Annotated in this window: 21 protein-coding genes and 1 pseudogene (1 of these 22 only partly in view); all 22 read right to left on the reverse strand. The window is 53.4% G+C overall.

Translation table 11 applies throughout. The features are described 5' to 3' along the window. Positions 1-6,583 carry the 5' end (the start) of a non-ribosomal peptide synthase/polyketide synthase gene (locus AC0LWT_RS11980; protein WP_474681480.1) on the reverse strand. The gene continues 20,789 nt to the left of window position 1, outside the view, so the window shows 6,583 of its 27,372 coding nt (coding positions 1-6,583); the start codon lies at positions 6,581-6,583; the stop codon falls past the left edge of the window. Between the two features lie 126 nt (positions 6,584-6,709). Beyond that, the gene (locus AC0LWT_RS11985) at positions 6,710-8,506 is read right to left on the reverse strand and encodes an ABC transporter ATP-binding protein (RefSeq protein WP_474681481.1); all 1,797 of its coding nucleotides are present in this window, start codon (positions 8,504-8,506) and stop codon (positions 6,710-6,712) included. Beyond that, positions 8,481-10,274, reverse strand: a complete 1,794-nt coding sequence (locus AC0LWT_RS11990; RefSeq protein ID WP_474681482.1) for an ABC transporter ATP-binding protein — start codon at positions 10,272-10,274, stop codon at positions 8,481-8,483. Before AC0LWT_RS11990 ends, AC0LWT_RS11985 begins: the two co-directional genes overlap by 26 nt. Before the next feature lie 42 nt (positions 10,275-10,316). Beyond that, a complete protein-coding gene (gene ectB, locus AC0LWT_RS11995; RefSeq protein ID WP_474681483.1) occupies positions 10,317-11,591 on the reverse strand; it encodes a diaminobutyrate--2-oxoglutarate transaminase in 1,275 nt (424 codons plus the stop codon). 129 nt (positions 11,592-11,720) lie between these two features. Further along, positions 11,721-12,524, reverse strand: coding sequence for a thioesterase II family protein (locus tag AC0LWT_RS12000; RefSeq protein WP_474681484.1), 804 nt, complete (start codon positions 12,522-12,524; stop codon positions 11,721-11,723). Between the two features lie 741 nt (positions 12,525-13,265). Beyond that, positions 13,266-13,760, reverse strand: coding sequence for a methyl-accepting chemotaxis protein (locus tag AC0LWT_RS12005; protein ID WP_474681680.1), 495 nt, complete (start codon positions 13,758-13,760; stop codon positions 13,266-13,268). Positions 13,761-13,799: 39 nt separating this feature from the next. Then, a pseudogene (locus tag AC0LWT_RS12010) lies at positions 13,800-14,195 on the reverse strand (PAS domain-containing protein); the annotation flags it as partial. 231 nt (positions 14,196-14,426) lie between these two features. Continuing rightward, positions 14,427-15,182, reverse strand: a complete 756-nt coding sequence (gene sigF / locus AC0LWT_RS12015; protein ID WP_474681485.1) for an RNA polymerase sporulation sigma factor SigF — start codon at positions 15,180-15,182, stop codon at positions 14,427-14,429. A gap of 11 nt (positions 15,183-15,193) precedes the next feature. Next, positions 15,194-15,640, reverse strand: coding sequence for an anti-sigma F factor (gene spoIIAB, locus AC0LWT_RS12020; RefSeq protein WP_474681486.1), 447 nt, complete (start codon positions 15,638-15,640; stop codon positions 15,194-15,196). Continuing rightward, positions 15,637-15,990, reverse strand: coding sequence for an anti-sigma F factor antagonist (gene spoIIAA, locus AC0LWT_RS12025; RefSeq protein WP_474681487.1), 354 nt, complete (start codon positions 15,988-15,990; stop codon positions 15,637-15,639). Before spoIIAA ends, spoIIAB begins: the two co-directional genes overlap by 4 nt. A gap of 130 nt (positions 15,991-16,120) precedes the next feature. Beyond that, positions 16,121-17,296: a D-alanyl-D-alanine carboxypeptidase family protein gene (locus AC0LWT_RS12030; RefSeq protein ID WP_474681681.1), complete on the reverse strand. Its 1,176-nt coding sequence runs from the start codon at positions 17,294-17,296 to the stop codon at positions 16,121-16,123. A gap of 2 nt (positions 17,297-17,298) precedes the next feature. Beyond that, complete coding sequence (locus tag AC0LWT_RS12035) at positions 17,299-17,784, reverse strand: hypothetical protein (protein ID WP_474681488.1); 486 nt, start codon at positions 17,782-17,784, stop codon at positions 17,299-17,301. Between the two features lie 134 nt (positions 17,785-17,918). Then, on the reverse strand, positions 17,919-19,220 hold the full coding sequence (locus AC0LWT_RS12040) for a pyrimidine-nucleoside phosphorylase (protein ID WP_474681489.1): 1,302 nt from the start codon (positions 19,218-19,220) through the stop codon (positions 17,919-17,921). Positions 19,221-19,285: 65 nt separating this feature from the next. After that, positions 19,286-19,675 carry a cupredoxin domain-containing protein gene (locus AC0LWT_RS12045; RefSeq protein ID WP_474681490.1) on the reverse strand — a complete coding sequence of 130 codons (390 nt, stop codon included), beginning with the start codon at positions 19,673-19,675 and terminating at the stop codon, positions 19,286-19,288. Positions 19,676-19,852: 177 nt separating this feature from the next. Next, on the reverse strand, positions 19,853-20,284 hold the full coding sequence (locus tag AC0LWT_RS12050) for a flagellar protein (protein WP_474681491.1): 432 nt from the start codon (positions 20,282-20,284) through the stop codon (positions 19,853-19,855). 202 nt (positions 20,285-20,486) lie between these two features. Next, entirely contained in the window at positions 20,487-21,341 is an 855-nt protein-coding gene (locus tag AC0LWT_RS12055; RefSeq protein WP_474681492.1) for a purine-nucleoside phosphorylase, read from the reverse strand. Positions 21,342-21,362: 21 nt separating this feature from the next. After that, positions 21,363-22,181 (reverse strand): purine-nucleoside phosphorylase, encoded by an 819-nt coding sequence (locus tag AC0LWT_RS12060; protein ID WP_474681682.1) that lies wholly within the window; start codon positions 22,179-22,181, stop codon positions 21,363-21,365. A 31-nt stretch (positions 22,182-22,212) separates the two neighbouring features. Beyond that, positions 22,213-23,388 (reverse strand): phosphopentomutase, encoded by a 1,176-nt coding sequence (gene deoB, locus AC0LWT_RS12065; RefSeq protein ID WP_474681493.1) that lies wholly within the window; start codon positions 23,386-23,388, stop codon positions 22,213-22,215. Between the two features lie 106 nt (positions 23,389-23,494). Continuing rightward, positions 23,495-24,388 (reverse strand): site-specific tyrosine recombinase XerD, encoded by an 894-nt coding sequence (gene xerD, locus AC0LWT_RS12070; protein WP_474681683.1) that lies wholly within the window; start codon positions 24,386-24,388, stop codon positions 23,495-23,497. Between the two features lie 85 nt (positions 24,389-24,473). Next, positions 24,474-24,713 (reverse strand): DUF4227 family protein, encoded by a 240-nt coding sequence (locus AC0LWT_RS12075; RefSeq protein WP_474681494.1) that lies wholly within the window; start codon positions 24,711-24,713, stop codon positions 24,474-24,476. Between the two features lie 58 nt (positions 24,714-24,771). Next, entirely contained in the window at positions 24,772-25,902 is a 1,131-nt protein-coding gene (gene ald, locus AC0LWT_RS12080) for an alanine dehydrogenase (RefSeq protein WP_474681495.1), read from the reverse strand. A 126-nt stretch (positions 25,903-26,028) separates the two neighbouring features. Next, a complete protein-coding gene (fur, locus tag AC0LWT_RS12085; protein ID WP_474681496.1) occupies positions 26,029-26,499 on the reverse strand; it encodes a ferric iron uptake transcriptional regulator in 471 nt (156 codons plus the stop codon). Positions 26,500-26,595: the final 96 nt, after the last annotated feature.

Consider the following 26,595-nt stretch of genomic DNA (forward strand, 5'->3'; position numbering starts at 1 on the left):
ATACGTCAAAGGAGAAGCTGGCGAGCTGCAAAAGACGGACCGGGAACTCGGTTAACCGGTAGTCCCTGCGGTAGGCAACCGCCGTATTCACGAAGCTGCGGTGCTCGATCATAACTCCTTTCGGACGCCCCGTCGTACCCGAAGTGTAGATCACATAAGCCAAATCGTGCGGCTCATTGACGGAAGGCCGGTCAGCCGGGTCGCCGGTATAACTCGCTTCATCGTCGAGGCATAGAACCGCGCGCGAAGCCTGCTGCTCGCCGGACTGGCCGGACTGCCCGGGCTGCGCCACATGCAGCAAATGCGTTTGCGTCAAAAGCACAGCCGCAGCGCTGTCTTCCAACATAAATTGAATGCGGTCGGCAGGATAGTCCGGATCCAGCGGAACGTAAGCCCCGCCCGCTTTCCAGACAGCCAGACAGGCAACGACCAACTCCGCGCAGCGGTCTGCGAGAATGCCTACTACAGTCTCACGTCCGACGCCCAAATCGCGCAATTCGCCGGCCAGACGGTTCGCCCGCTCGTTCAATTCGCGGTAAGTCAGCTGCTTGCCGGCATAGATGACGGCGATATGCCCGGGAGCTTTTTGCGCCTGCTCTTCGACGTAGGCGCAGAACGGTTTTTCAAGCAGCAGCTCATCTCCCTCGGCGCCCTTGCCGCTGAACGCGTCTACGACCACCGCCATCTCCTGCGCGTTCACAAGCTTCAGCTCGCACACAGGGAGTGCCGGATTGTCGACAATTTGCTCCAGCATGTAAAGCAAATGCCCATGAATGCGCGCAATGCTCGCTTCATCAAAAGCCAATGCATTGAATTCATAGTCAATTCGGATATCTTCACCCGGGGTAACGCAAAGATTGAAATCGTAATTCGTTTGCTCGCTCATTGCGGCGTTGGCAATCGTAAAGCCGGCTTCACCGCTGCTGCCGGACTGTTCCATATTCAGCTCGACCGGATAATTCTCGAACACCATGATATGGTTGATGAGGTCCTGCCTGAGCTCCGTTAAAGCTTGAATCTCATAAAGCGGGAACGTTTCGAATTCGCGCGCATCCAGCGTTTGTTCATTGTTCCATTTCAGCAGGTCGGCGAATAATGTCTCCGCTTCGCAGCGTATGCGCACCGGCACCGTATTGATAAACAACCCGATCATCGTTTCGATGCCGGCGATATCCGCCGATCTGCCCGACACGACGCTGCCGAAGACGACATCCCGGCTGTTGCTGTATTTTTGCAGCATAACGCCCCAAACGGTTTGCAGCAAAGTATTGATCGTCACCTGCTGCCCTCTCGCCGTCCGGTTCATTCGTCCGGTAAGCTCACGGCCTATCGTGTATGTGCGTTTAACGGCAGCATAACCTTCTTCGCGATGGACCAAATCGGACTTGGGCAGCACAGCCTGCTGCTCATATCCTTCCAGATAGGCGCGCCAGTAGTCGGCCGCTTCGAAGCTATCCTGCGTTTGCAGCCACGAAATGTAGGTGCTGTAAGGCGCGACCTCCGGAAGTACAGGCTGCCTGCGCTCCAATATGGCGAAGTACGTATCGAACACTTCCTTCACCATTAAAGGCAAGCACCAGCCGTCCATAATAATGTGATGGAAGCTCCAGAGCACATAATAATTTTCGTCGCCCGTTCTGAGCACGGTGACGCGCATGAGCGTATCTTTCGTCAGATCGAAGCCTTGACGCTTATCTTGCTCGATGGCTGCCATTTGGAGCGCCCGGCGCTGTCCTTCCTCATGCTCGCGCAAATCTTCGACGCGGAATTGCACCTTTTTATGTTTAAATACGACCTGTACAGGCTGATCTTTCCAACTGTTGTTAAAATTCGTCCGCAGAATCGGATGCCGCCCGATCAACGAATCCAGGCTTTGCTCGAATATTTCCGTATGGAATGCGCCGTGCAAATCGAAAGAAGCTTGTTCGAAATAAGATCCCGATTGCGGGTTCATCAGCGAATGGAACAGCATCCCTTTCTGCATCGGGGAAAGCGGATAAAGATCTTCCACTTCTCCGGCAGGACGGCTCACCTCGGTAAACCGTTCCAGCTCTTCGATCGTCAAGCCTTGCAGCGTGACATCGCTTGGCGTCAGCTCCGTGCGCTCTTGCGACAGGCAATGGGCGATGATAACGCGAAGACTTTCGCGGAACAGTCCGGCCAAACGCTCGACCGTTGCGCGCTCATACTGCTTTATGCTATAGCTGACGGTAAAGGTCAGCACGCTTTTGGAAATCATGCCGTTCCAATCGAGCGCAGCATGCCGTTTGGCTTGCCCGCCGACGGAAGCTCCTACGGAGTAAGGCGAAAATTCCAGGCCGCTGCTGCTCAAATCCTGATCAAACTGGCCCAGGTAGTTGAATCCGATCTCCGGCTGACGCTGCTGGCCTGCCGAAAGCGAAAGTTCGCCATTCCCCCTCAAGTAACGCAGCATGCCGTAGCCGATGCCTTTGCGGGGAATGCGGCGCAGCTCTTCCTTGACGTTCTTGATCCGCTTCGTCACATCCTGGCCCGGATCCATGTCAATCACGACCGGATATTGGCTCGTAAACCAGCCTACCGTCCGCGATACGTCAAGATCCGCAAAAAGATCCTCTCTGCCGTGCCCTTCCAGATTGACGGCGATTCGCTCCAAGCCCGACCAGGCTTGTACCGCCGAGGCGAGAGCCGTCAGCAGCAAATCGTTCACATCCGTGCGATAGGCGCGATGGACGTGTTTCAGCAGCTGCTCCGTTTCCTGCTCTGTCCATTCCACGGTCACGGTAGCGCTGTCGCTGACAGCGTTGTGTTCCTCGTCCCTGTCCTTCGGAATCGGCGGCATGCCCGTTTGAAGCTTGCCGTTCCAGTAGGCCAGTTCGGATTCCATGTCCGGACCGTTCGCATACTCGGCCAGGCGCTCGCTCCACAATTGGAACGAATCCGACTTAAGCGGAAGCCGCAGCTCCTCTCCTTTGGCCGCCTGTTCATAGCCGTTGGCCAGATCTTCCATCAAGATGCGCCACGATACGCCGTCAACCGCCGTATGGTGAATAACGACCAGCAGATGGTCTCCGTCTGCACAGTGGAACAAGCCCAGTTTCATTAACGGGCCTTCGCTCAAATCGAAGCTGCCTTGCAGCTCGTTTGCTATGGCTTCAATTTGCGAACCGCAGTCCGCTGCGTCGCGAAAATCGTACTCGTCCAGGCTGAACAGCACGCCTTCGTTCAAGCTGCGTTTCCGCGCTTCGTATTCGCCGCCAGCCCCTTGGCGGAAAACTAGGCGCAGCGCGTCGTGGTGCTCGGCGATCTTTTGCACCGTTTTACGCAGGACGGCTGCATCAAAACCTTGCTTGCGCAGCAGCATCAGCGCTTGATTAAAATGATGCGTATCGCTCGTTTGATGCTCAAAGAACCACCGCTGGATCGGACTCAGCCTGACTTCGCCTGTGACTTCGCTCTGGTCGGCCGTCCGGTGCACGGATTGCACCCTCGGGCTCAGTTCCGCAATCGTCGGATGCTGGAAGAAATCTCTTGTCTCCAGCTTGTATCCTTCCTGGAACAAGCGGGAAGACACTTGTATCGACTTGATCGAGTCGCCGCCAAGCTCAAAGAAGTTATCGTAAATGCCCACCGATGCCGCACCCAGTACCTTTTGCCACATCGAAACGAGCATTTCCTCGATCGGCGTGCGGGGCGCAGCGTACTCGGTACCGGTTTGCGCGCTTTCCTGCGGCGACGGCAGCGCTTTGCGGTCGATTTTTCCGTTTGGCGTAAGCGGCATTTGTTCCAACTGCACGAAGTAAGACGGAATCATGTAAGCGGGAAGTTCCTGCGCCAGCAGCGCGCGCAATTCGCCGGACGGCACCTGAGTGCCCGCGACAAAATAAGCCGCCAGCTGCTTCTGGCCGTGTTCGTCGTCCAAAGCGACAACAACAGCCTCCTGCATGGAGCTTCCTTTCATCAATTGCGCTTCGATCTCGCTCAGTTCGATGCGGTATCCGCGAATTTTGACCTGATGGTCGATCCGTCCCAAATATTCAATATTGCCGTCAGGCAGCCATCTGGCCAAATCTCCGGTTTTGTACATGCGCCCGCCTTGCACAAACGGGTTCCGCACAAACTTCTCTTCGGTCAACTCCGGACGGTGGAGATACCCTCTGGCGAGCCCTTCGCCTCCGATGCACAGCTCGCCCGCCACGCCGACAGGCAGCAGATGATGGTTCGCATCGACGATGTAAACCTGGTGATTGCATATCGGCCGGCCGATTGAAACGAACTTCTGGCTGCTCAGCTCCTCCTGATAAGCCCAAACGGTTGAACAAATCGAATCTTCCGTCGGACCGTAGGCGTTGAAATACTCTACATGATCTTTCCATGCTTGAACAAGTTCTGCGGAAGGAGCCGAACCGGCCGTAATGAGCTTCTTCAAGCTTGGCAAACGCTCAGGCTCCAAATAAACCGCATAGGTCGGCGGCAATGTCGCAACGGTAATTCCATGCTCGGTCATATAATTTTCAAACAAGCGGTAGTTAAAGATGACCGAAGACGAAGGCAGGTATAACGTAGCGCCGAAAAATAAAGCCATATAAGTTTCCCAGCTCGCAGCATCGAATGAAAAGCTGGCGAATTGGATAATCCGGTCGCTCGCATCGATACGCAGGTCCTGTTCGAAAAAAGTTCTCAAATTGCCGAGCCCGTGATGCTCGACCATAACCCCTTTCGGCCTGCCGGTCGTTCCGGATGTATAGATGACATAGGCTAAATGGTCCGATTGTACAATGTGCTGCAAATTCGAACCGTCATGATGGTACACGCCGACGTCGTCCAGGGAAAGAATCTTCCCGCCGAAAGCCGCCTGATTCCGCAAATGCTCCTTGATAAGCAGCAGCCCGGCTCCCGAATCTTCCAGCATGTAGCGGATCCGTTCTTCCGGATATTCGGGATCGATCGGGATATAGGCGCCTCCCGCTTTCAAAATCCCCAAAATACCGACGATCATTTCCAGGGACCGGTCCGTCATAAGTCCGACCAACCGGTCCGGTCCGACGCCTTCGGCCCGCAGCGTCCTGGCCAGCCTGTTGGCCCGCTCGTTCAATTCCCGGTACGTCAAACGCTCGTTCTCGAAGACGACGGCCGCATGATCCGGCGTGCGTTCCGCTTGTTCTTCGAACCATTGGTGAATCGTTTTGTCTTTGGCGTACGGCACGTCGGCCCGGTTGAACACAGTAAGTACCGTGTCCGCTTCCTCTTTGCCGATCAGGGACAACTGCTCGATTGCGCTCTCCGGCTGCTGCGTGATTTGTTCGACAATCGTCAAATACTGTTTGAAAATTTGTGCGATTTCGTCCTCGTCAAACAACTGCGTTCTATAGTCGATATGCAAAAGAAACTGCTGATCGTCGAGCATTTCCACGATATGGACATCGAAGTCATTGCCGGTATGCCCGGCGAACGGGGTGTCCACTTGATAGCTGATCTCTTCGTTCTCCAGCCAGCTGAGTGTCCGGTATTGAACGCTGACGCCAAAAAGCCGCTGAATATCTTGATAGTTGTGAATTTCCCGCAAGTCCTGAATCAGCTTGTTGTACGGATAGCGCTGATGGCGAAGAATCGCCGCCTGTTCCTTGCTTAAGGTTTGCAGGAAAGCCGTCAGCTTGGCCGCCGGCTCGACATATGCGCGTGTGGCGACCGTACTGACGTACATACCCAGCGTTTCTTTTTCTTTCTTCGTTGTCCGGTTGGCGTATGCGGTTCCGATCGCAATATCCTGCAGATTGGTTGCTTTGTGCATATAAATGTAAAACGCACCAAGGAAGAACGTAAACAAGCTCACATTGTTGTTTGCGCAAAAGTCTTTGACATTTTGAAACATGTCATCGGACATTTGCACTGTCGCTCTGACCGCTTCCGTGCTCATAGCAACGGGATTGTACAGCTTTAATCCGAGCGCCTCCGGCAAAGTCCGAAATTTTTCGAACCAGTAATCTTTATCTTTTTGATAACGCTCCGATGCTTCGTAGTCCTGTTCCGTTTGTAAAAAGTCTATATACGCCGGACGCTTGTCACCGCTAGGCTCTACCCCTTTTAAATATTCCAAATAAAACTGCGTGATCCAATTGACCGCCGCATTCGTCGAGACGCCGTCTGTTGCGATATGGTGCGTTTTGATGTTATACCAATGCTCGTCATCGCTGATTTTCAAAATGACGAACTCGTACAAATCCGCTTCCATCATTTCCATCGGCTGCCGAATGTGCCGGGATACCCACGCTAAGGCGGACTGAGCGCTGTCGTCCTCGCCGGAGAAATCGACCCAGGGAATCTCCTTGGGCGAAAACGGCTCCATATACTGCTGCGGATTGTCGTTAACGGTAGTAATCCGGATGCGGAATGCATCGTTTTGCCGGATCACTTCATGAATGGCGCGAGTCAACGCATCGGCGTCGAAGCGGCCTCGAATGCGGACCGTCACCGTCACCGTCGAGATGCTTGTGCCGGGATTCATAATATCCATGTACCAGATGCGCTGCTGCGGTTGTGTTAATGCAAATGTTTGACGCGATTTGGGACTGACACGCTTTTTGCTAGTTAATTCACGACTCATGATACGCACGCACACTCCTGTCAAATTATAAAGATGGAATCCAGGGACAGCCCCTTCTATGTGTGAGGAGTCTGTCCGAGGAACTCCGTAGAAGGTTTGCACAAAAGCAACCCGTCGGACAGACTCCTAGGCCGGCTCTTTCTCTAAATGCGAATGAAATTGCAGGTTGTAAAGTTCGGCGTACAAGCCGTCCTTATCCAGCAGTTCTTGATGTGTGCCCTGTTCTTCCAATTGGCCGCCGGCAATTACGCAAATTGAATCCGCCTTTTCGATCGTCTTCAGCCGATGAGCGATCACAAGCGTCGTTCGGTTCGCCATGAGCGTCTCCAGCGCGAGCTGGACTTCGTGCTCCGACACCGGATCCAAAGCAGCGGTCGCTTCGTCCAGCAATAAAATCGGCGAATCTTTCAGCAGCGCTCTGGCGATGGCGATCCGCTGACGCTGGCCGCCGGACAGATTGGCTCCCCGCTCGCCGACGACAGCGTTATAGCCGTCTGGGAGCTCGGCAATAAACGAATGCGCGTTGGCCGCCCTGGCCGCCCGCTCCACTTCATCGTCGCCGGCATCCAACCGGCCGATGCGTATGTTTTCGGCAATCGTGCCGTGAAACAGGAACGCCTCCTGAGGCACATAGGCGATCCGCCCTCTGATCTCTTCGAGCGAATACTGCGCCGCCGGCTTCCCGTTTATTTTCAGCATGCCTCCGCTCGGCGGATACAGCCCCAGCAATACTTTCATTATGGTGCTTTTGCCGCCCCCGCTCGGACCGACGAGCGCTGTTACGGAGCCTTCATGCACGCTCAAAGTCAAATCGCGAAGCACGGGCCGCTCGGCCTCATAGCCGAACGAAATGCCGCTCAGCTCAATAGCCGCCGGCTCTCCGCCCGTCACATCGGCAATCGAACCTTTATCCGGATCGGCAGGCAGAACCTGCCTCCTCGCATGCTCCCCTTCTGTCGGTTCCTGCAAAATTTCCGTGACTCGCGCAGCGCCGGCAAAAGAGTTCTGTATCAACGCTACAGCCGCTCCGAGCTGAAAAAACGTACGCGAAATGTTGCTTTGCAAATGAACGATTTGACCAAGCACACCCAGCTCCAACTGCTGTTTGGATACGAGGAACAATCCGATGAACAACATGCCGCCCATGCTCAGAAACTGGATTAGGAAGTTGCCCGCCTCAAGCAGCCCGGACTGGTGCCCCTGCTTGATGCCTGACTCGCAGATGTCTTCGCTCATCTCTTCGCAGCGCCGTCCCACCCTGTTTGACAAACCGAACAGTTTGACGACCTGCAATCCGGCGATCAAGTCGCCCATCCGCTCCGTAAATGCGCTCATTTGAAGCTGCAGCTTATCGCTGATTTTGCGCATCGGCTTTGCATACTGCGTATTGAAAAGCACGGTGAACAGGCTGAGCACGATCAGCACCGAAGCGAAGCGCCAATCGACAACGATCAGCACCATGATTGAGCCTGCAAAAGTAATGATTTGGGATACGATCGATTTCAAATGCTCGTTGTAGGTCTGCTCGATCGTCTGCACGTCATTGGTTAAACGGGAAAGGAGGTCCCCTGAATGACGGCGCTCCGCAGCCGGGTAGGAAAGCTCTCCAATGTGTCCGAACAGCCTCGTGCGGATTTGACCAAGCGTTATTTTGATACTGCGGAGAAATAAATAGCTGAACAGGGGCGACAAAAGACTTAGCGCCGCCACGGACACGCTAACGAGCAGCACCGCCCGCGTAAGCTCGTCCGTTCGGCCGGATTGCGCATAATTAAGCAAATGCTGGATGACGAAGGACATCACAATCGTCAGACTCGCATTCACGAAACTGTCCCCGACAAGCCCTGTAACATACATGTTTCGTTGAGGTTTCATAAATGACATCAGTTGGCGAAAATCAGCGAAGGCCTGACGGAACGGCATAAGCAGCCCCCCTTTCTCGAGACTTATCTTCGCCTTCCGGCTCCGTTTCCGTAAGGGAAAGCTGATGCAAATAGAGCTTTTTATACACGCCGTTAAACTCAAGCAGTTGGTCGTGCGTTCCGCTCTCCGCAATCGTCCCTTGATCGAGAACCACAATGCGGTCAGCCTGCTTCACCGTCGAAAGGCGGTGCGCGATGACGATAACCGACGTGTTCGTCATCAACTGCTTCAAAGCTTGCTGGACTAATGCTTCGGACATCGTATCGAGCGCGGATGTGGGCTCGTCCAGCAGCAGCAGCTGCGCTTTTTTCAAAAACGCTCTCGCGATGGCGACGCGCTGCCTTTGCCCTCCCGACAAGCCGCCGCCCCGCTCGCCAAGAAGCGTGTCATAGCCGTTTGGCAGCTGCATAATGAACTCATGCGCGTTCGCCGCTTTCGCTGCGGCAATGATATCCTCCCGCGTGGCGTCCGGCCGACCGTAACCGATGTTCTCGGCCACCGTGACCGGGAACAAATACGTGTCCTGTGCGACAACCGACAGGCAGGAACGGAGTTCGGACAGCTTCCAGTCGGAAAGCGGGCGGCCAAACAATTTCACACTGCCGGCTTGTTCCGGTTCGTAAAAACGGCAAAGGAGCTTGAAAATCGTACTCTTGCCGCCTCCGCTCGCACCGACGACCGCCAATGTTTCCCCCTGCCGCAGCCGGAAGCTCACCTTGTTCAGCACGTTCGTCTGCCCGTCATAGCTAAAGGATACGTTGTCGAAAACGACCGGATCGCCCGTTAGATCGGCCTCCTGCACCGGCGTCCCATCCGTCTCCACGGGCCAGTCCAAAGCTTCGAACAAACGGCGGGCGGCACCCAAGGCCTCCTGAATTTGCCCCAGCATGGTCGGAGCCATACTGACCGGCTGCAAAATAAAACCGAGCAGGTACAGGAACAAAATGATGCCGCCGGCATCCAGCTCGCCCTGCGCGATCAAACGGCCGCCGTATACGATAACAAATACGAAAGGAGCAGCAAGAAAGAAGATCGCTATCGGGCCGAGAGCGGCATACCTTTTTTCCAGACGCAAGCTCATTTGGACGGTGTCCCTCATCAGGTTGCTGTATTTTTGAAAAAAATACGCTTGCGCCTGAAACGCCTTGATGACGGCAAGGCCTGAGACCGCATCTTGGGCCAGCGCATTGAGCTGACCCATATTTTGCTGCACTTTCTCGGAAAAAGAGCGCATGGAATTCGTCAACAAGGCGGCGATCGCCATGCCGACCGGAAGCAGGATGAGCGTGGAAAGCACCAGCTTCCAGCTTGTGAGCAGCAGCATGACCAACGCCCCGGCAAAAACGATCGGCAAGTAAAACAAATTCGCAAAATGCTGAATAAAAAAGTTTTGCAGCACTCCCGTATCGTTCGTCAATCTGGAGACCAGATCGCCGGATAAATTGCGTTCAACGGTTTCAACCGGCAGGCGGCTGATTCTGCCCACCAATTCACTCCGCAAGTCGCGCAGCGCCTTCACGCTGAATCTGGCCGAAGCGTATTTGATGAGATACCTGAAAGGCAGACCGATCACAATCATTCCTGAGATCAAGAATACAATTTCAGTTAGTGAACCGACCGTCCCGTCAACCATTCGTTCGATATACTTGCCCAGCACAATGTCTAATGCAGCCAAAATAAGCGATGCAACTACCGTAACTGCGACCCAGAAAGAATACGGTTTGACATAACGTATTAATCTGCGAAATACCGGTATGCGTTTGGTCAAAGTGGTACTCCCCCGATCACTGAAAATACCTTATTCACACAATTAACTGTTTACGAACTCAAGTTTGCCGACTGCCCGCTGCATGGCGTGTTTAATAATTTCGCAGCCGGTTTTCAAGTTTTCCATCGAAATGGTTAGCGGTGGAAGGAGCTTGATTACGGTATCCTGTCTACCGGCGCGCTCGATAATAAGACCGTCCTCGAAGCACAAGTTGGTCATAAGCTTCGCCGTCGCTTCGTCCGCAAAGCCGGAAACGTCAATGCCCCAAATTAATCCTTGTCCTCTAATGGAAATAGTTTGATTTAAAGGTTTGATTTCATTCTCAAGAAACGATTTTACGAACATTTCCTTCTTCTTCACTTGCTCGTCCAGTTGAACCAGGTCCCGGAATTCCAGCGCTGCCTGGGCGGCGACAAACGCAAGCTGGTTCCCGCGAAATGTTCCGTTATGCTCGCCGGGCCCCCACTCGTCCAATTCCGGTTTAAGCAGCAGCAGCGACATCGGAAGCCCGTAACCGCTAATCGATTTGGACAATGTAACCATGTCCGGAACGATTCCTGCATGTTCAAAAGAGAAGAACGAGCCCGTTCGGCCGCATCCCACCTGGATATCATCGATGATCAGCAATATATCGTGTCTGCTGCACAGCTCCCGAAGGCTTCTCAACCAGTCCGGGCTTACCGGGTTGACACCGCCCTCCGCCTGGATCGTTTCGATGATAACGGCTGCCGGCTTATCAATGCCGGAATGCGAATCGAGCAAAATTTCCTCCATATACGCCAGGGAATCCACGCTTCCGTATGGGTTGCCGGGATGCGGGATGAACGTGACCTGATCGAGCGGCATACCCGCACCGGCCCGCAGCGATTTATTGCTCGTGGCCGACAAGCTGCCGAGAGACATGCCGTGGAAAGCTCCCATGAATGCGAAAATTCCCGTTCTTTTCGTCACCTTCCGCGCCAGCTTCAGCGCCGCCTCCACCGCGTTCGTACCGGTCGGGCCGCAAAATTGAAGCTTGTAGTTCAAATGCTGTGGCTGGAGTACGCGCTCGGAGAAAGATAGGATAAATTCCTCCTTCGCTTTCGTGTACATATCCAAACCGTGCATGATGCGGTCTTTTTGCAAATAGTCAATCATTTTGTCTTTTATAAAATCGTTATTATGCCCATAGTTTAAAGCGCCCGCGCCGGCGAAAAAATCAATATAGGCGCGCCCGTTATCCGAATATAACAAATCCCCCTTTGCCCGGTCGAATGTCACTGGAAAAGTTCTGCAATACGATCTTACATTGGACTCCAATTGTTCAAAAATACTCATTTCACCGCACCCTCCGCTGGTTTCAATTGTTTTTTGACGCATTCATCCATGTCGCATCTTAGAAGTAATATTTTTGATATTATGGGATTTAATACAAATAGATACTATCATATCGTGAAGCAAGCGTGTCTAAATTTTGTGTAAAACAGCTTCCCGCCCGGTTGCGGGAACCAAAACCCGGGTTTCCGCCAGGTCCCTCAGCATGTAAGCTTTGAGAGATTCGAGTTCTTCGTGAATAAAGAAATGGTCTCCCTCGAACATATGCAGAGCAAACGGACCGCTTACCCGCTCTTTCCATCCTTCCAAACCCGTCCGGCTAACGCCGGTATCCTTCAAACCGCCGAACACGGTTACCGGACAAGAAACCGGCAGCTCGGCCTTGTAACGGTAAGTTTCGCAGATGGCAAAGTCGGCCCGCAGTCGTGGCAGCAAAATTTCCATCAGCTCGTCGTTTTGCAGCAGTTCGTCGGGCGTCCCGTTCAAGACGCGAAGCTCTTCCTTGAACTCCTTTTCCGGCAGCAGATGCACCTCTTTCTCCTCTACACGAAGTTGCGGAGCCGTGCAGGCCGAAACGAATAGCCGCTCAGGGCTTACGCCGTAACGCTTGTTCACCTCCTGTGCAAGTTCATAGCAGAGTAAAGCGCCCATGCTGTGCCCGAACAGCGCAAACGGCTTGTTCAGCAGCGGCTGAAGCACTCCGGCTAACGTTTGCACGACATGTTTGAGATCCGCCAAAGGCTCCTCCAACCCGCGATTCTCGCGGCCCGGGAGCTGAATCGGGCAAACATCAATGTTCCGGGGCCATGTTCTGCCCCAAGCTCTGTACAGCGATGCGCCTCCGCCGGCATAAGGCAGACAAAACAATCGCATATCTGCATTCGACTGCGGATTGGCATGAAAAACCCAGGAATTCAGTTGTGAAAACAAATTCATGGAACACTCCCCTATTCTTTTTTTTCAGGATGATGCTGTCCGGTTAAATAGACAGACTCATCCCAGTACTAACGCACAATAAATATGTTCCATATCCGCTTTTACCCGAAACCGCAACGATAAGTGTATAAATTCCCTCCAGTGCTATGATAGTGCTATGATTTCGCTTGCGCCTGCATTCTATATTTCATATTCGGCCGCAGGAATTCCAGAACCGCCAATGAAAATCGGTATCCTCCTTTTCCATGTGAATCGTTGTTCGAACCGTTCTTCCGAAAATATTTTAAAAACCTGCGCCCTGAGGCCGGCTTTGCTCACACAATCGCCAATTCCACACCCATTGCAAATGACAAACGATAATTCATAAATAATTCCATTGCAACTAATATGATGCTATTACGTCCAATATGTTGTAAGATTTCTTGCTCATTTGCTCTCTCCTTTATTATTGGGTATTAGGTATTTTCTGACATTTCCATGTTATCCCAGAGAATTGTTTTCGGTCAAGTCATTTATTTGTTAACAAAATTAGTCTAAAGTTGTTACTATTTACCTATTGTTTTGTCAAATGTTGGACAAGCTCGTAATTTGTCATTTTTTGTCTAGTTCGTTATTCATGTCTTATTTAAATAAAAATGTCCCCTTTTTGTATTCGGGGACATTTTCTTTACGTGCATTTTAAATTTTATTTACGGAACTCCCATAACATTCAGGCGTGGTGATAGTTCAGCTTGCTTCGTGTCATTGCAGCATATCCGCCAACGCCTTCGCTTGATGGTCAAGCTGGCGCGCGGCTTGCCCGATGCCGGTAAATTCGCCGACGGCCTGCTCGATGCGCTGACGGCTGTCGGCGATGACCGTTTGCGAACGTTTCGTCCCCTTGGCGATTTCGCCAACCTGGGCGGCGATGCCTTCCAGATTGGCATTCACTTCCTTCACCGCATCTTCCGTCTGCTTGGCCAACTTCCGAACTTCATCGGCTACCACGTTAAAGCCGCGCCCGTGCTCTCCGGCGTGGGCGGCTTCGATCGCGGCATTCAAGGCAAGCAAATTCGTCTGCGATGCGATATCGCGGATCGTCTTCAAAATGCCGCGAACCTCATCGGCTCTCTTTTCCAGCACTTGCAGCGCCTGCGTATTTTCAATGGATTCCTTAACGACCCGTTCAATGGCCGCTGCAATTTCATGGCTTCGGGAAATCCCCGCTTCCGCGCGGTTCAAGAGATCTTCGGCCATTTGCCTCAGGTCGCTTGTCACTTGGGTGGCGGCATTTTCCCGGGCCGTAATATCCGTAGCCACTTTTATGACGGCCTGCACCTTGCCTTCCGTATCAAAAACCGGAGTATACGTAGCCTCAAACCAGAGAAGACGCCCCTCTTTGTCGACCCTCAATATTTTTTCCTGAACGGGATGCCCGCTGTTCAAACTTCTCCAAAACGCCGTGTATTCCGAGCTGTTTGCAAACGCCGGTGTGCAAAATTGCCGATGCATCAATCCGGGCATTTCGGCTGCATCATATCCCATTGCCCGAGCAAAATTATCATTGGCCCACAGCACTTTTCCTTGAGTGTCGAATTCGATCATGGCCAGTGACCTCTCCATTGCTGCTAAAACCGCGCTTTCGTCCAATACTTGGGTGCTCGGATACATACTCATTTTTACGTCACTCATTCGGCACCTACTTTACTTTTTTTGGATTATGCAAGTTAAATTATACGGAAACGGCACTATGTAAGCAAGATCTTACTTGATTTCTAATGAGCAAGGCAATTGACCTAAAAATCAGGAATCCATACCCAAACAAACCCAAACAATTGACGAATTGTGGCGGATTGTGCCGCAGGTAAACTACGCATCCGCGCACAAAAAAAACGCCCTCGCAAAGGAGAACGTTTTCGGCGGTTATTGAGCAATCTGATCTTTGATCGATTGTAAAATTTTCTTTTCGAGCCGCGACACCTGCACTTGGGAAATACCCAGCCTGCTTGCCACTTCCGATTGCGTCTGGTCGCGGTAATACCGCAGGTAGACGATGAGTCGCTCCCGCTCTGAAAGCGTGCCTATCGCTTCATTGAGCGCCAGCTTCTCGAACCACTTTTCCCCGGAATCGTCGGAAATCTGATCCATCAGCGTGATCGGGTCCCCGTCGTTCTCGAATACCGTCTCATGAATCGACGACAGCGGCTTGTTCGCTTCCTGGGCGAAGACGACTTCCTCCGCCGTAATCATCAGCTCTTCGGCCACTTCCTTGATCGTCGGAAGCCTGCCGAGCCGTTTGGACAGCTCATCCTTCGTCTTCCTGATTTTATTCGCCAGCTCCTTCAGCGAACGGCTCACTTTCAGCGTTCCGTCATCGCGAAGAAACCGTTGAATTTCCCCGATAATCATCGGCACGGCATAGGTGGAAAATTTAACGTCATACGATAAATCGAATTTATCGACCGACTTCAGCAGTCCGATACAACCGATTTGAAACAAATCCTCGGCTTCGTATCCTCTGTTCAAAAACCGTTGAACTACAGACCAAACCAGTCGGATGTTACAGCTAACAAGTGTCTCTCGGGCAAGCCCGTCTCCGGATTGGCTGAGCGCGATTAACCGTTTGACTTCACTGTCGTCCAAATAACTGTGAGAGGCGTGTTTCAAATCGACGTCCATATATCAAACCCCTAATTGTATAAAGCTTTTTTAGATTCAATTCGCTTCATCATTTTAATTTTGGTTCCGATTCCGACAGCCGTCACAACTTCCACTTCGTCCATGAAATTTTCCATAATCGTAAAGCCCATTCCGGACCGCTCCAGCTCCGGCTTGGAGGTGTACAACGGCTGCTTCGCCTGCTCCAGATCCTCGATGCCCGAACCGCTGTCCTCGACGGTAATATGCACGATGTCGTCCTCGATCTGGGTCGTAATCGTGATGACCCCGTCGCGCCGGTTGTCATAGCCGTGAATAATCGAATTCGTCACCGCCTCGGAGACGACCGTCTTAATGTCGGTCAGCTCGTTGAGCGTCGGGTCCAGCTGCGAGACGAACGCAGCCACCGCTACCCGGGCGAAAGCCTCATTCTCGGAACGGCTGGAAAATTGCAGCGTCATAAAGTTTTTATCGCTCATAGCGCAACCTCCAGACTGGAGATCGCAGATCTTTCGTTGTCCTGTATCGATACGATCTTGAATAAACCGGACAGTTCGAACAGGCGATATACAGCGGGGGTTACGTCGCATACGACCATTTTGCCGCCCTTGCCCGTTATTTGCTTATAACGGCCGAGAATGACGCCCAAGCCCGAGCTGTCCATAAAGGAGAGCTCCTTCAGGCTCAGAATGACATGGCGCGTATCTTCCTTGGCGATCGCTTCCTCCATCCTCGCTTTCACGCCGTCTGCCGTATGATGATCCAGCTCGCCTTTCAATCTGACAATCAGCGCTCTTCGGCCTTGCTCGAATTCAATTTGCAGGCTCAACCTTGCTCACTCCTTCCCAGTCATGAAGACTAGATTTCTACAAAGGAAGTGGAAGTTCCTGCCACCCGACAAAACTAGAAGAAAAGCGCTAAAACTAGTAAAAAAGCGAGTTTATTCGTGATTCCGGCCGTTAATTCGTATGGAACAGGTTGGAAGTCGTCCGTTTGAACAGCTTCCACCAGGACGCTTTATTGACGGCAAGCGGCGATTCCAGCGGATACTCGGCCATCACGGTTTCGCCGTTGTATACGACGATTTTGCCGATAGACTGCCCCGCCCGGATCGGCGCCTTCAGATTAGGGTTGATCTGCAGCTCGTGCCGGATATTTTGCGAAGGCTCTCCTTTTTTCATCAAAATGCTGTAGTTTTGCTTCGCTACGAGAGGCAGGGATGTGACTTCGCCTTTGCTGATTCTAAAGCTGCCCAGGTCGTCGCCGGATTTGAACAGCGGATAATTGGTGTACTGGGCAAAAGCGAAATCGAACAGCTTCGTAACCTCGGCGTTGCGCGTCTTCGTGTTCGGTTCGCCCATCACGACCGCAATGACGCGTAGATTGTCCCGCTTGGCCGTCGCCGACAGGCAGAACTTGGCTTCGCTCGTATAGCCGGTTTTCAGGCCGTCCGCGCCCGTGTAAAACCGAACCAGCTTGTTCGTATTCACCAGCCAAAAAGGATGGGCCGTATCCTTGCGCAAATAGTCCTGATATACCCCGGTAAATTTCGTAATCTCATCGTGCTTGAGCAGTTCCCTCGACATCGTCGCGATGTCTTGGGCGCTTGTATAGTGGTTATCCACAGGCAGCCCGTTGCAATTTGAAAAATGCGTATTTTTCATTCCAAGCTGCTGTGCGCGTTCATTCATCATTTGTACAAAATTTGGCTCCGAGCCGGCGATTTTCTCGGCCATTGCAACGGAAGCGTCATTGCCGGAAGCCATCGCAATGCCTTTGAGCATTTCCTGGACCGTCATTTCCTCGCCCGGCTCCAAAAAAATTTGCGATCCGCCCATGGAAGCCGCATATTCGGAAGCCCGGACTTTTTCATCGATTTTGATTTTGCCTTGATCGAGCGCCTCCATGATCAGCAGCATGGTCATAATTTTCGTAATGCTCGCCGGAGGCAGCTTGGCATCCTTATTTTTATCGACGATGACCGTACCCGTGTCTGCGTCCATCAGTACGGCGGATTGCGCGTTCGGCGCCAAATCGAGCGGCTCCGCCTTCTTTTCTTCGGCAAAAGCCGCCGGCATCAGCAGCAGCGCGAGCAGCTGCCAACACATCAAACTCACAAGCCCTTTTTTAAGCATAGTCATTCTACCCCTCCTGGAAATGTATGAAGCAAAGACCGCAAATTGCAGCTTGAAGTACTGCTAATCAGTCTTGACGTTTTGCCCACAAAATATTCCAGATCGGGAAAAATGCCGAAAAAGAAACCGCCTATACGGCAGCCGCCGGTATGGCGGAAACTTGACAGCCGCAAAGCGGCAGCGGCCGCCCCACGACCCACGCCTCTCCAGCACGGGTTGCGTCGCTGAAGCGGGATGGCGCAAGGACGGCTCGGCACTGGGAAACCCTGCAAAAGTGCAGGTTTTTCCCATAAAAACGGCTCATTTTCGCGAAAAGCCTGCAATTGTACAGGAATTTTCGATGCAAATGAACCAGAGCCCATGTTCGCGGCGAAATACCTGCACAATTGCAGGAATTTGTCGTGGCTAACGCATCCATCGAGCAAAAACTGTATTTTTGCAGTTTTTTTTCGCGCAACAAGGCAAGATGGTGCGACCGGCTCTAGCAAGTGGACACCTGTAGGCTTCTGGGCACCTAATATTTCCCAAGCAATAAAAAAAACACCTTCAACCTCAACGGTTTTGAAGGTGCTTTTTGTTCGTACTCGGCAATTGTCCTCTCTCTGCGAGAACAACAGTTCGCTTAAACGATCACATCGTAAATCAACCGGGTGGCGGGAGGCTGCCGGTCTTCAATGGTGTAAGCTTGCAAAATCATCGTTTCGACCTCCCGCACGTCTTGACGATTCGCATGGATCGTCACGATCGATTCGCCGGCCGATACGGCGTCGCCGATTTTTTTGTTCAGCGTCAGGCCGACGGAATAATCGATCTGATCCTCTTTTTTCGCGCGGCCGGCGCCTAGCAGCATCGCGGCGATGCCGATTTGCTCCGCCTCGATCCGGTTCACATAACCGGACGCAGGTGCAAGCACCTCCATCCGGTACGCTGCTGCCGGCAGCAATTCCGGCCGGTCAACGATGTCGGCATTGCCGCCCTGGCTCGCTATAAAACGTTTCAGCGTGTCGATGGCTTTGCCGTTCGCGATAATATCGCGCACCGCGGCCTGCGCCTCCTCGAACGTGCCGAATGCTTTGCCGAGCACGGCCATGTAAGCGGCGACCGAGACAGCCACCTCGGTCAAATCGTGCTCGCCCGCTCCGCGTAGCACTTCGATGGATTCGCGGATTTCGTTGGCGTTGCCGATTTGCCGGCCGAGCGGCTGCTCCATATCCGTAATCATCGCAATCGTGTTGCGGTTCAAGCTTTGGCCGATGTCGACCATCGTGCGGGCCAGCACTCCCGCTTCCTCGGCGGTTTTCATGAACGCACCGGAACCGATTTTTACATCCAGCACGATGGCGTCCGCCCCGGAAGCGATCTTTTTGCTCATGATCGAGCTGGCGATCAGCGGAATCGAGTCGACGGTAGACGTCACATCGCGCAGCGCGTACAGCTTTTTATCCGCAGGGGCAAGGTTGCCGCTCTGTCCGACGATCGCGATTTTGTTGCGGTTGACCGCCTCAATGAACGCCTCGTTCGTCAATTCGATTTGAAATCCCGGGATCGCTTCCAGCTTATCCACCGTTCCGCCGGTGTGGCCGAGTCCGCGCCCAGACATTTTGGCCACCGGAACTCCGAGGGAAGCGACGATCGGCCCGACGATCAGACTGATTTTATCGCCCACTCCCCCAGTGGAATGCTTATCGACTTTTACGCCCGCGATCGCCGACAAATCGATCATATCTCCGGACCCGGCCATCGCCATCGTCAACGCCGACGTCTCTTCGCTGGTCATGCCGTTAAAAAATATCGCCATCAGCAGCGCGGATATTTGATAATCCGGAATATCGCCTTTCGTATAGCCGCTGACGATATGCTCTATTTCAGGTTGGCTCAGCTCGCCGCCCGCCCGTTTTTTATGGATCAAATCTACCATTCTCATGGACATATTCCTCCTGTCAGATGAAAAAAGGGAGGCGCTCGGCGCTCCCTCTGTCGTGTCATTTTTTATTGAACGATTAATTTCGATTTCATTTTTGCATGGCCTTCTCCGCAAGGAAGCACGCACTCAATGTCATATGTACCCGGTTTGTCAAACGTGAACTGCTGGGAAGGATTTTCTTTAGTCAGCTTGATTTCGAAGCCGTCCCCTTTAATATCGACCGCATGAATGCCTTCTTTCAAAGACATGGACACTTTCGTCGGCTCGCCTTTCTTGACTGTGTAGTCGGCCGCGTCAAACTGCCAGTTCGATGCTACGATTTTCAATTGCTGTCCTTTGCTGGCTGCAGCGTCCGCTTCCCGTTCCTGCTGGCGTGCGGAAATATCTTGAAAAAGGACTCCCAGCCCCAGTGCGCCCGCAGCAATAAATAACACGAAGAAAATCCATTTTTGCATGCAATATCCCCCCATAATGTGATCGCTTCATCTATTTTACCTAACAACTCCAAACAATCCCATACGGATATGGTGGCAAAATGTTGACGGTTTTGTGACAAAAATGTGAAAATGCCGTTCGAAAAAATATCCTCCTTGCGGAGGAAGTACTTTTACTATTGCCCAAAATACAAAATATTAGACGCGGCCGATTCTGCCGCTGATCTGAAAAGCGCCCGCCGTTCCAAGCGCTGCGCCCCTGTGCGGGCCGGGACGTTCCTTCAATTGCAGAGCCTGAATATCTCGGTTCAGCCGCACCAGGCAATCCGGGCACATTTTGTGCTTGCGGATCGGCGCAGCGCAAGTTTCGCACGGATACGACAGGTTCGGATAGTCGGCGAGCAGCAGCTTGCCTTCTTTCATCCAGGCGTACAGCTGATGAGTGGAAACGCCTGTCTTCAGGCTAACCTCATGGCAAGTCGATTTATAATGTTTGCGCAAATAATCCAGACAGCCGTTAAGCGCCGTATCCATGCTCCGGGAACAATCGGAACATTGATTTCTCAAGTTTTTCTGAAATACTTTGCCGCAGCGCGGGCAGTTGGCGACCATTAATTGCGGGGTTGACATGCTCCATCACATCCTTGTATCGGAGATGGGCCTAACCGGGATCAGGCCATTTCACATAGGAGTCTGTCCGACGGAGTTACTTTTGTGTATACATTCCACGGACCTCATCGGACAGACACCTAGTTCCAAGTAACCATATTGTAGCATGATTCCCCCGCATTTAATAGGTCTAAAGCAGTTGGTCCGAAAAAATATATGCCTCTCAGCCCAGCTTGACTTCCCGCACAAATCCTTTTACGAGCGCGATGAACTTGGGCTTGGTCCGATTCGCCACAGCTACAACCTGCTCGTGCGTCAAAGGTTCAAGCTCTTCCCCGATCGCCATGTCGGTAATGCAGGAAATGCCCAGCACCTTGAGCCCTGCATGGCGGGCGGCGATTACTTCGCCGACGGTAGACATGCCGATAGCGTCCCCGCCTACCCTAGCCAGCATCGTCAGCTCGGACGGCGTCATGTAAGTCGGTCCGGTAATACCGGCGTACACGCCTTCCTGCAGCTTCAGCGCTGCGCCGTTCTCGTCGACGATGGATGCCGCCAGCCGGTGAGCAAGCGCGCGGTACTCGCGGTTATAGGCTTCGGACATATCCGGAAAACGGACGCCAAGCTCGGCGTGATTCGGCCCGATCAGGGGGTTGTCGCCGGTCATATTCAGATGGTCGCTGATGACCATCAAATCCCCGGCCCGGAAGCCGCGGTTCATGCCGCCGGCCGCATTGGTCATCACGACGGCCTCGACGCCCAGCGCTTTCATCACATAGACGGGGAACACGACCTTTTTCATCGAATAGCCTTCGTAATAATGAAAGCGGCCCTGCATCACGATGACCTGCTTGCCTTCCAGCGTGCCGGCGACAAAACGGCCCTCATGGCCTTCTACGGTCGATACCGGAAAATGCGGAATGTCGCTGTAATCGATGGCGACCGGATTCTCCACCTGGTGAGCCATGTCTCCCAGACCGGAACCGAGCACAAGCCCGATGGCGGGCTTCACGCCGCCCAGACGGCCCGCAATGTATGCGGCGGCTTCCTGAATTTGCTCTATGTAGGTCAATTCCACAAGTAAGTCCTCCTAGTCCTATTAAAGAGCTGCAATGATGCCAAGAACGAGCTTAAGGAATCTCGGTTTCACTTTTTCCGTCGTCTCCATAACTTCATGGTGCGAGAGCGGTTGATCCAGAATGCCGGCGGCCATGTTCGAAATGCAGGAGAAGCCGAGCACTTCAATACCCGCATGACGGGCAACGATAACTTCAGGCACCGTCGACATCCCTACCGCATCCCCGCCGAGCGTGCGGAACATGCGGATTTCCGCAGGCGTTTCGTAGTTGGGGCCGAGCAAGCCCACATATACGCCTTCCTGCAGGGAGAAGTCCTGCGACGCAGCGACATCGTGCGCCAGCTTGCGCAGACGCTTGCTGTAGGCTTCGGACATATCCGGAAAGCGGACGCCCAGGGCGTTGTCGTTCGGACCGATCAGCGGGTTGCGGTACGTCAGGTTCAGGTGATCGCTGATGACCATCAGATCGCCAACCTGGTACGAAGTGTTGATCCCTCCGGCCGCGTTCGTAACGATCAGGGTTTGCACGCCAAGCTCCTTCATCACTCTGACGGGAAACGATACGGTTTGCGCGCCGTAGCCTTCATAAGCATGAAAACGGCCTTTCATGACGAGCACCTGCTTGCCTTGAATCGAGCCTACGACCAATTCGCCCGCATGGCCTTCCACCGTCGATACGGGAAAATGCGGAATGTTGGCGTAATCCACAACGATCGGCTGCTCGATCAAATCGGCCAGCACGCCGAGCCCTGACCCGAGAATCAGGCCGATTTGCGGCTTGATCCCCGTTTCCTTGCTAATGTAAGCTGCCGCTTCCTGAATTTGTTGCATCATCGACATTTCTGACATGCAAATCCCTCCCAATAAATGATTATTTCAGCAGCGATAAAAAGCTTTCGCCGTTTCCGGCGGTCGGAACGCCAAAATTGTCGGCGATCGTCGCTCCCAGGTCGGCAAACGTAGCGCGGACGCCGATTGAGGCGGGCGACTGCAAGCTGGGGCTGTAGATCAAAACGGGAACGTACTCCCGCGTATGATCCGTTCCTGCGTGAATCGGGTCATTTCCGTGGTCGGCCGTAATGATCAGCAGATCGTTCGGGCCTATTCCCGCTTTCAATTCCGGCAAATGGGCGTCGAATTCCTCCAGCGCCCGCGCATACCCGACGGGATCGCGCCGGTGGCCGTAAAGCGAATCGAAATCGACCAGATTAGTGAAGGCTAGCCCTTTAAAAGGAGTGCGGATGGCCTCGATCGTTTTTTGAATGCCGTCCAGATTGCTCTTCGTCGAAGTCGTCTGCGTCACGCCCTCGCCGTCGAAAATATCGTTGATTTTGCCGATTGCGATGACGTCAAACCCCGCATCCTTGAGGTGGTTCATCACGGTCGGCGCAGGCGGCTTCACCGCATAATCATGACGGTTAGGGGTTCTTTTGAAAGCGCTCGGTTGCCCGACATACGGTCTGGCAATGACCCGTCCGACTGCAAATTCCTCTTGAAGCGTAAGTTTTCTGGCGATTTTGCATGCCCGGTAGAGCTCTTCCAGCGGGATGACTTCCTCGTGCGCGGCTAGCTGAAATACGCTGTCTGCGGACGTATAAACGATCCACGCGCCCGTTTTCATCTGCTCTTCGCCGAGCTCGTCCAATATTTCCGTACCGGACGCCGGCTTGTTGCCAATGACTTTGCGTCCGGTTTCCTCTTCAAATTGACGAATGAGCTTCTCCGGAAATCCGTCCGGATACACGTTGAAAGGAATCGTCACGCGGAGTCCCATCAGCTCCCAGTGACCGGTCATCGTATCTTTGCCGACGGATACTTCGGCCATTTTGCCATAATAGCCTTCGGGCGCGTCTGCTGCAGGTATGCCTTTCAGTTCGGCGATGCTGCCAAGACCCATTTTCTGCAAATTCGGCAGTGCGAAGCCTTCCACTCGCTGCGCAATGTGGCCCAGCGTGTGCGAACCCAAGTCGCCGAAGCGCTGCGCATCCGGCAATTCGCCGATGCCGACGCTGTCAAGGACGATTACACTAATCCGTTCAAAACGCATATGCTTCCCTCCAAATAAAGCTTCAATAACCACCCTATATTATCTCATTTCCCTGGAATGAATGCAAAAAAACGGCCCTCCTGCTCCGAGACAGCCGCTCCTGCGTTTACATATGGGCCCGGGGATGGGCACGGTCGTACACTTCTTTCATTTTCAGCTTGGTGACTTGCGTATACATATGCGTTGTGGAAATATCGGCATGTCCCAGCATTTCTTGAACGGACCGCAAATCCGCTCCGTTTTCAATCAGGTGGGCGGCGAAAGAATGGCGCAGCGTATGCGGAGTAATATCGCGGGTAATGTTCACTTCTTCGGCATATCGCTTCAAAATTTTCCAAAAGCCCTGGCGCGTCATGCGCGTGCCTAAATGTCCGACGAACAGCGCCCCTTGGTCCGTCTGCTTGGCCAGCTTCGTCCGGTGCTTGGTCAAGTAAGCTTGCAGACAGCGGATCGCAAGCGTGCCGATCGGAATGTTGCGCTCCTTGTTCGCCTTGCCGACGCAGCGGATAAAACCCATATAGATGTTGACGTCGTCAACGTTCAGCGAGATCAATTCGGAAACGCGAATGCCCGTCGCATACAGCAGCTCCAGCATCGCCTTGTCCCGCGAGCCGTTCGCCGTATCTTCGCGGGGAGCCTCCAGCAGCGTGCTTACTTCTTTGACCGAAAGCACTTTGGGCAGCTTTTTCTCCGGCTTGGGCGCTTCTATATAAATAGTAGGATCCGAATCCGCCAGACGTTCGCGAACCAAATACTGGTACAGCGCCCGAATGGAAACGATGCTGCGGGACAGCGTAGCGGAAGCTCTTCCAAGCTGCTTGAGCTTGGCCAAATAACCGGCAACGTGCGTCTTGCCCGAATCCCTCCAGGCTGTAAGGCCTTGCTCTTGCAGATAAGCTGCAAACTGCTGCAAATCCCTCTCATAGGATTCGAGCGTATTCCGGGATAATCCCCGTTCCGCCGACAAAAAGCGGATGAAGGCCTGAAGGTCATTGATCATCATGCCGGTATGCCCCCCTCGCCAAATTTCCTTGAAGCTAAAGTAAGCATTCCACGATTCGCTCCCATTTTCCTCTTTTTTACGGTTATTCGCCGTACCAATAAAACAAACGCAGCCTGTCGCTCATCGTTCCCGACTCCGGAAGTGACGCATGCTGGTGCGGCTGAAATACTTTCTCCGCTCTGCCGGCAGGCGGCTTGTATTTGTTCGCCGGCTGTATCCAGCCGGAAACCATGGCCATAACCTGGTAAAGAGCGAGCGTCAGCACGATAAAAAGCACCGCGAACCGCAAACGGGCTAGCAGCTTCCGATACGAAAAGATCATAGTCCTGTCCCCTTTTCCCGCTTCCTTTTAGGGACAGGATATGATCGTTCCCGCGCATTTATGCCATTTCGGACAACTTCACCCACGGCTGTCCGAGCGCCTGCGCAACGGCAGGATGCGTAATTTTCCCGCGGTATGTGTTCACGCCCGCCAGCAGGGACGAGTTGTCCGCGACCGCTTGCGCAAACCCTTTGGCGGCGAGCTCAAGCGCGTAGGCGATCGTCACATTCGTCAGCGCAAGGGTGGACGTGCGCGGCACGGCCCCGGGCATGTTCGCCACGGCGTAGTGGATAACCCCGTGCTTCTCGTACGTCGGGTCGCTGTGCGTCGTTACGCGGTCAATCGTCTCGATGGAGCCGCCCTGATCGACCGCGACGTCGACGATGACCGCGCCCGGCTTCATCTGCCGGACCATCGCTTCGGAGACGAGCCTCGGCGCCCGCGCCCCGGGGATGAGGACGGCGCCGATCAGCAGATCGGCCTTTTGCACCGCATTGGCGATATTGTAGGGATTGGACATCAGCGTGCGGATGCGGCCGCCGAAAATGTCATCCAGCGCGCGCATCCGGTCGGCGCTCCGCTCGATAATGACGACGTTGGCCCCGAGCCCAAGCGCCATCTTGGCCGCGTTCGTGCCGACGATGCCGCCGCCGAGAATGATCACGTCCGCCGGCGGCACCCCTGGAACGCCGCCAAGCAGAATGCCCCTGCCGCCGTAATATTTCTCCAAAAAATGCGCGCCGATTTGCACGGACATTCTGCCGGCGACTTCGCTCATCGGTGTCAGGAGCGGAAGCCCTCCGCCCGGCAGTTGAATCGTTTCGTAGGCGATGCCGGTCACTCCACTGTTCGCAAGCTGCTCCGCCAATTGTCCCGCCGCGGCCAAATGCAAGTACGTAAACAGAATAAGCCCCTCGCGAAAAAAAACGTACTCCGATGGAAGCGGTTCCTTCACCTTCATGACCATGTCGCTCTGCGCCCAAACTTCCGCGGCTTCCGGCAAAATGGCCGCTCCTTCCTTGACGTAATCTTCGTCCGGAAATCCGCTGCCCGCTCCCGCACCGCTCTCCACCAGCACCCGATGCCCGGCCGCGTGCAGCATTCCCGCTCCGGCCGGCGTAAGCGCAACCCGGTTTTCGTTATTTTTAATTTCCTTGGGCACTCCAATGACAAATGGGCTGGACGCCATATTCCCTACCTTCTTCCATTCCGAAGTATACCTCATAATGTACCCATGCCTGCAGCAAGTTTATGTGAGGCGGCCGCTGATCATGCAAAAAAATGCCTGCGCTCGCCGCAGCGAACACAAGCATTCTTATTTCGGTTTATCTGGTGAGTCCTGATTTACTGTATCGATGCAGCGATGGCAAATGCCTTGAAAATCAAGCCGATGATCGAGCACATGAAATTGAAATTCCTTCTCCAGACGCTCCTCGAGAGGTCCCAGCCAATCTTCCATAATTTCATCGACCGCGCCGCACTGCACGCAAATTAAATGATGGTGATGATGACGGGTGTTGTCGTTTCTCAAGTCATACCGGGCCACGCCGTCGCCGAAGTTCATTTTCTCCAGCACATGAAGCTCGCTTAACAGTTCAAGCGTTCTATATACGGTCGCCAAACCGATCTCAGGCGCTTTATCCTTAACGAGCATGAATACTTCTTCAGCGCTCAGATGATCTTCTTCGTTCTCGAGCAATACCCGCACTGTCGCTTCCCGTTGAGGGGTCAGCTTGTACCCTTGGGATTGCAGCTGCTGCTTGATCTTCTCGATTCTTGCTTCCATACTCCTCCCCCTCGGTCCGGTGGGCAAAGACGCCCGTATTCAGCCACTTTCTTCATTATAGGGGGAGCATACTGGCAAAGTCAAACATAAGATGTC

The organism is Paenibacillus sp. sgz302164 (genome assembly GCF_056120505.1).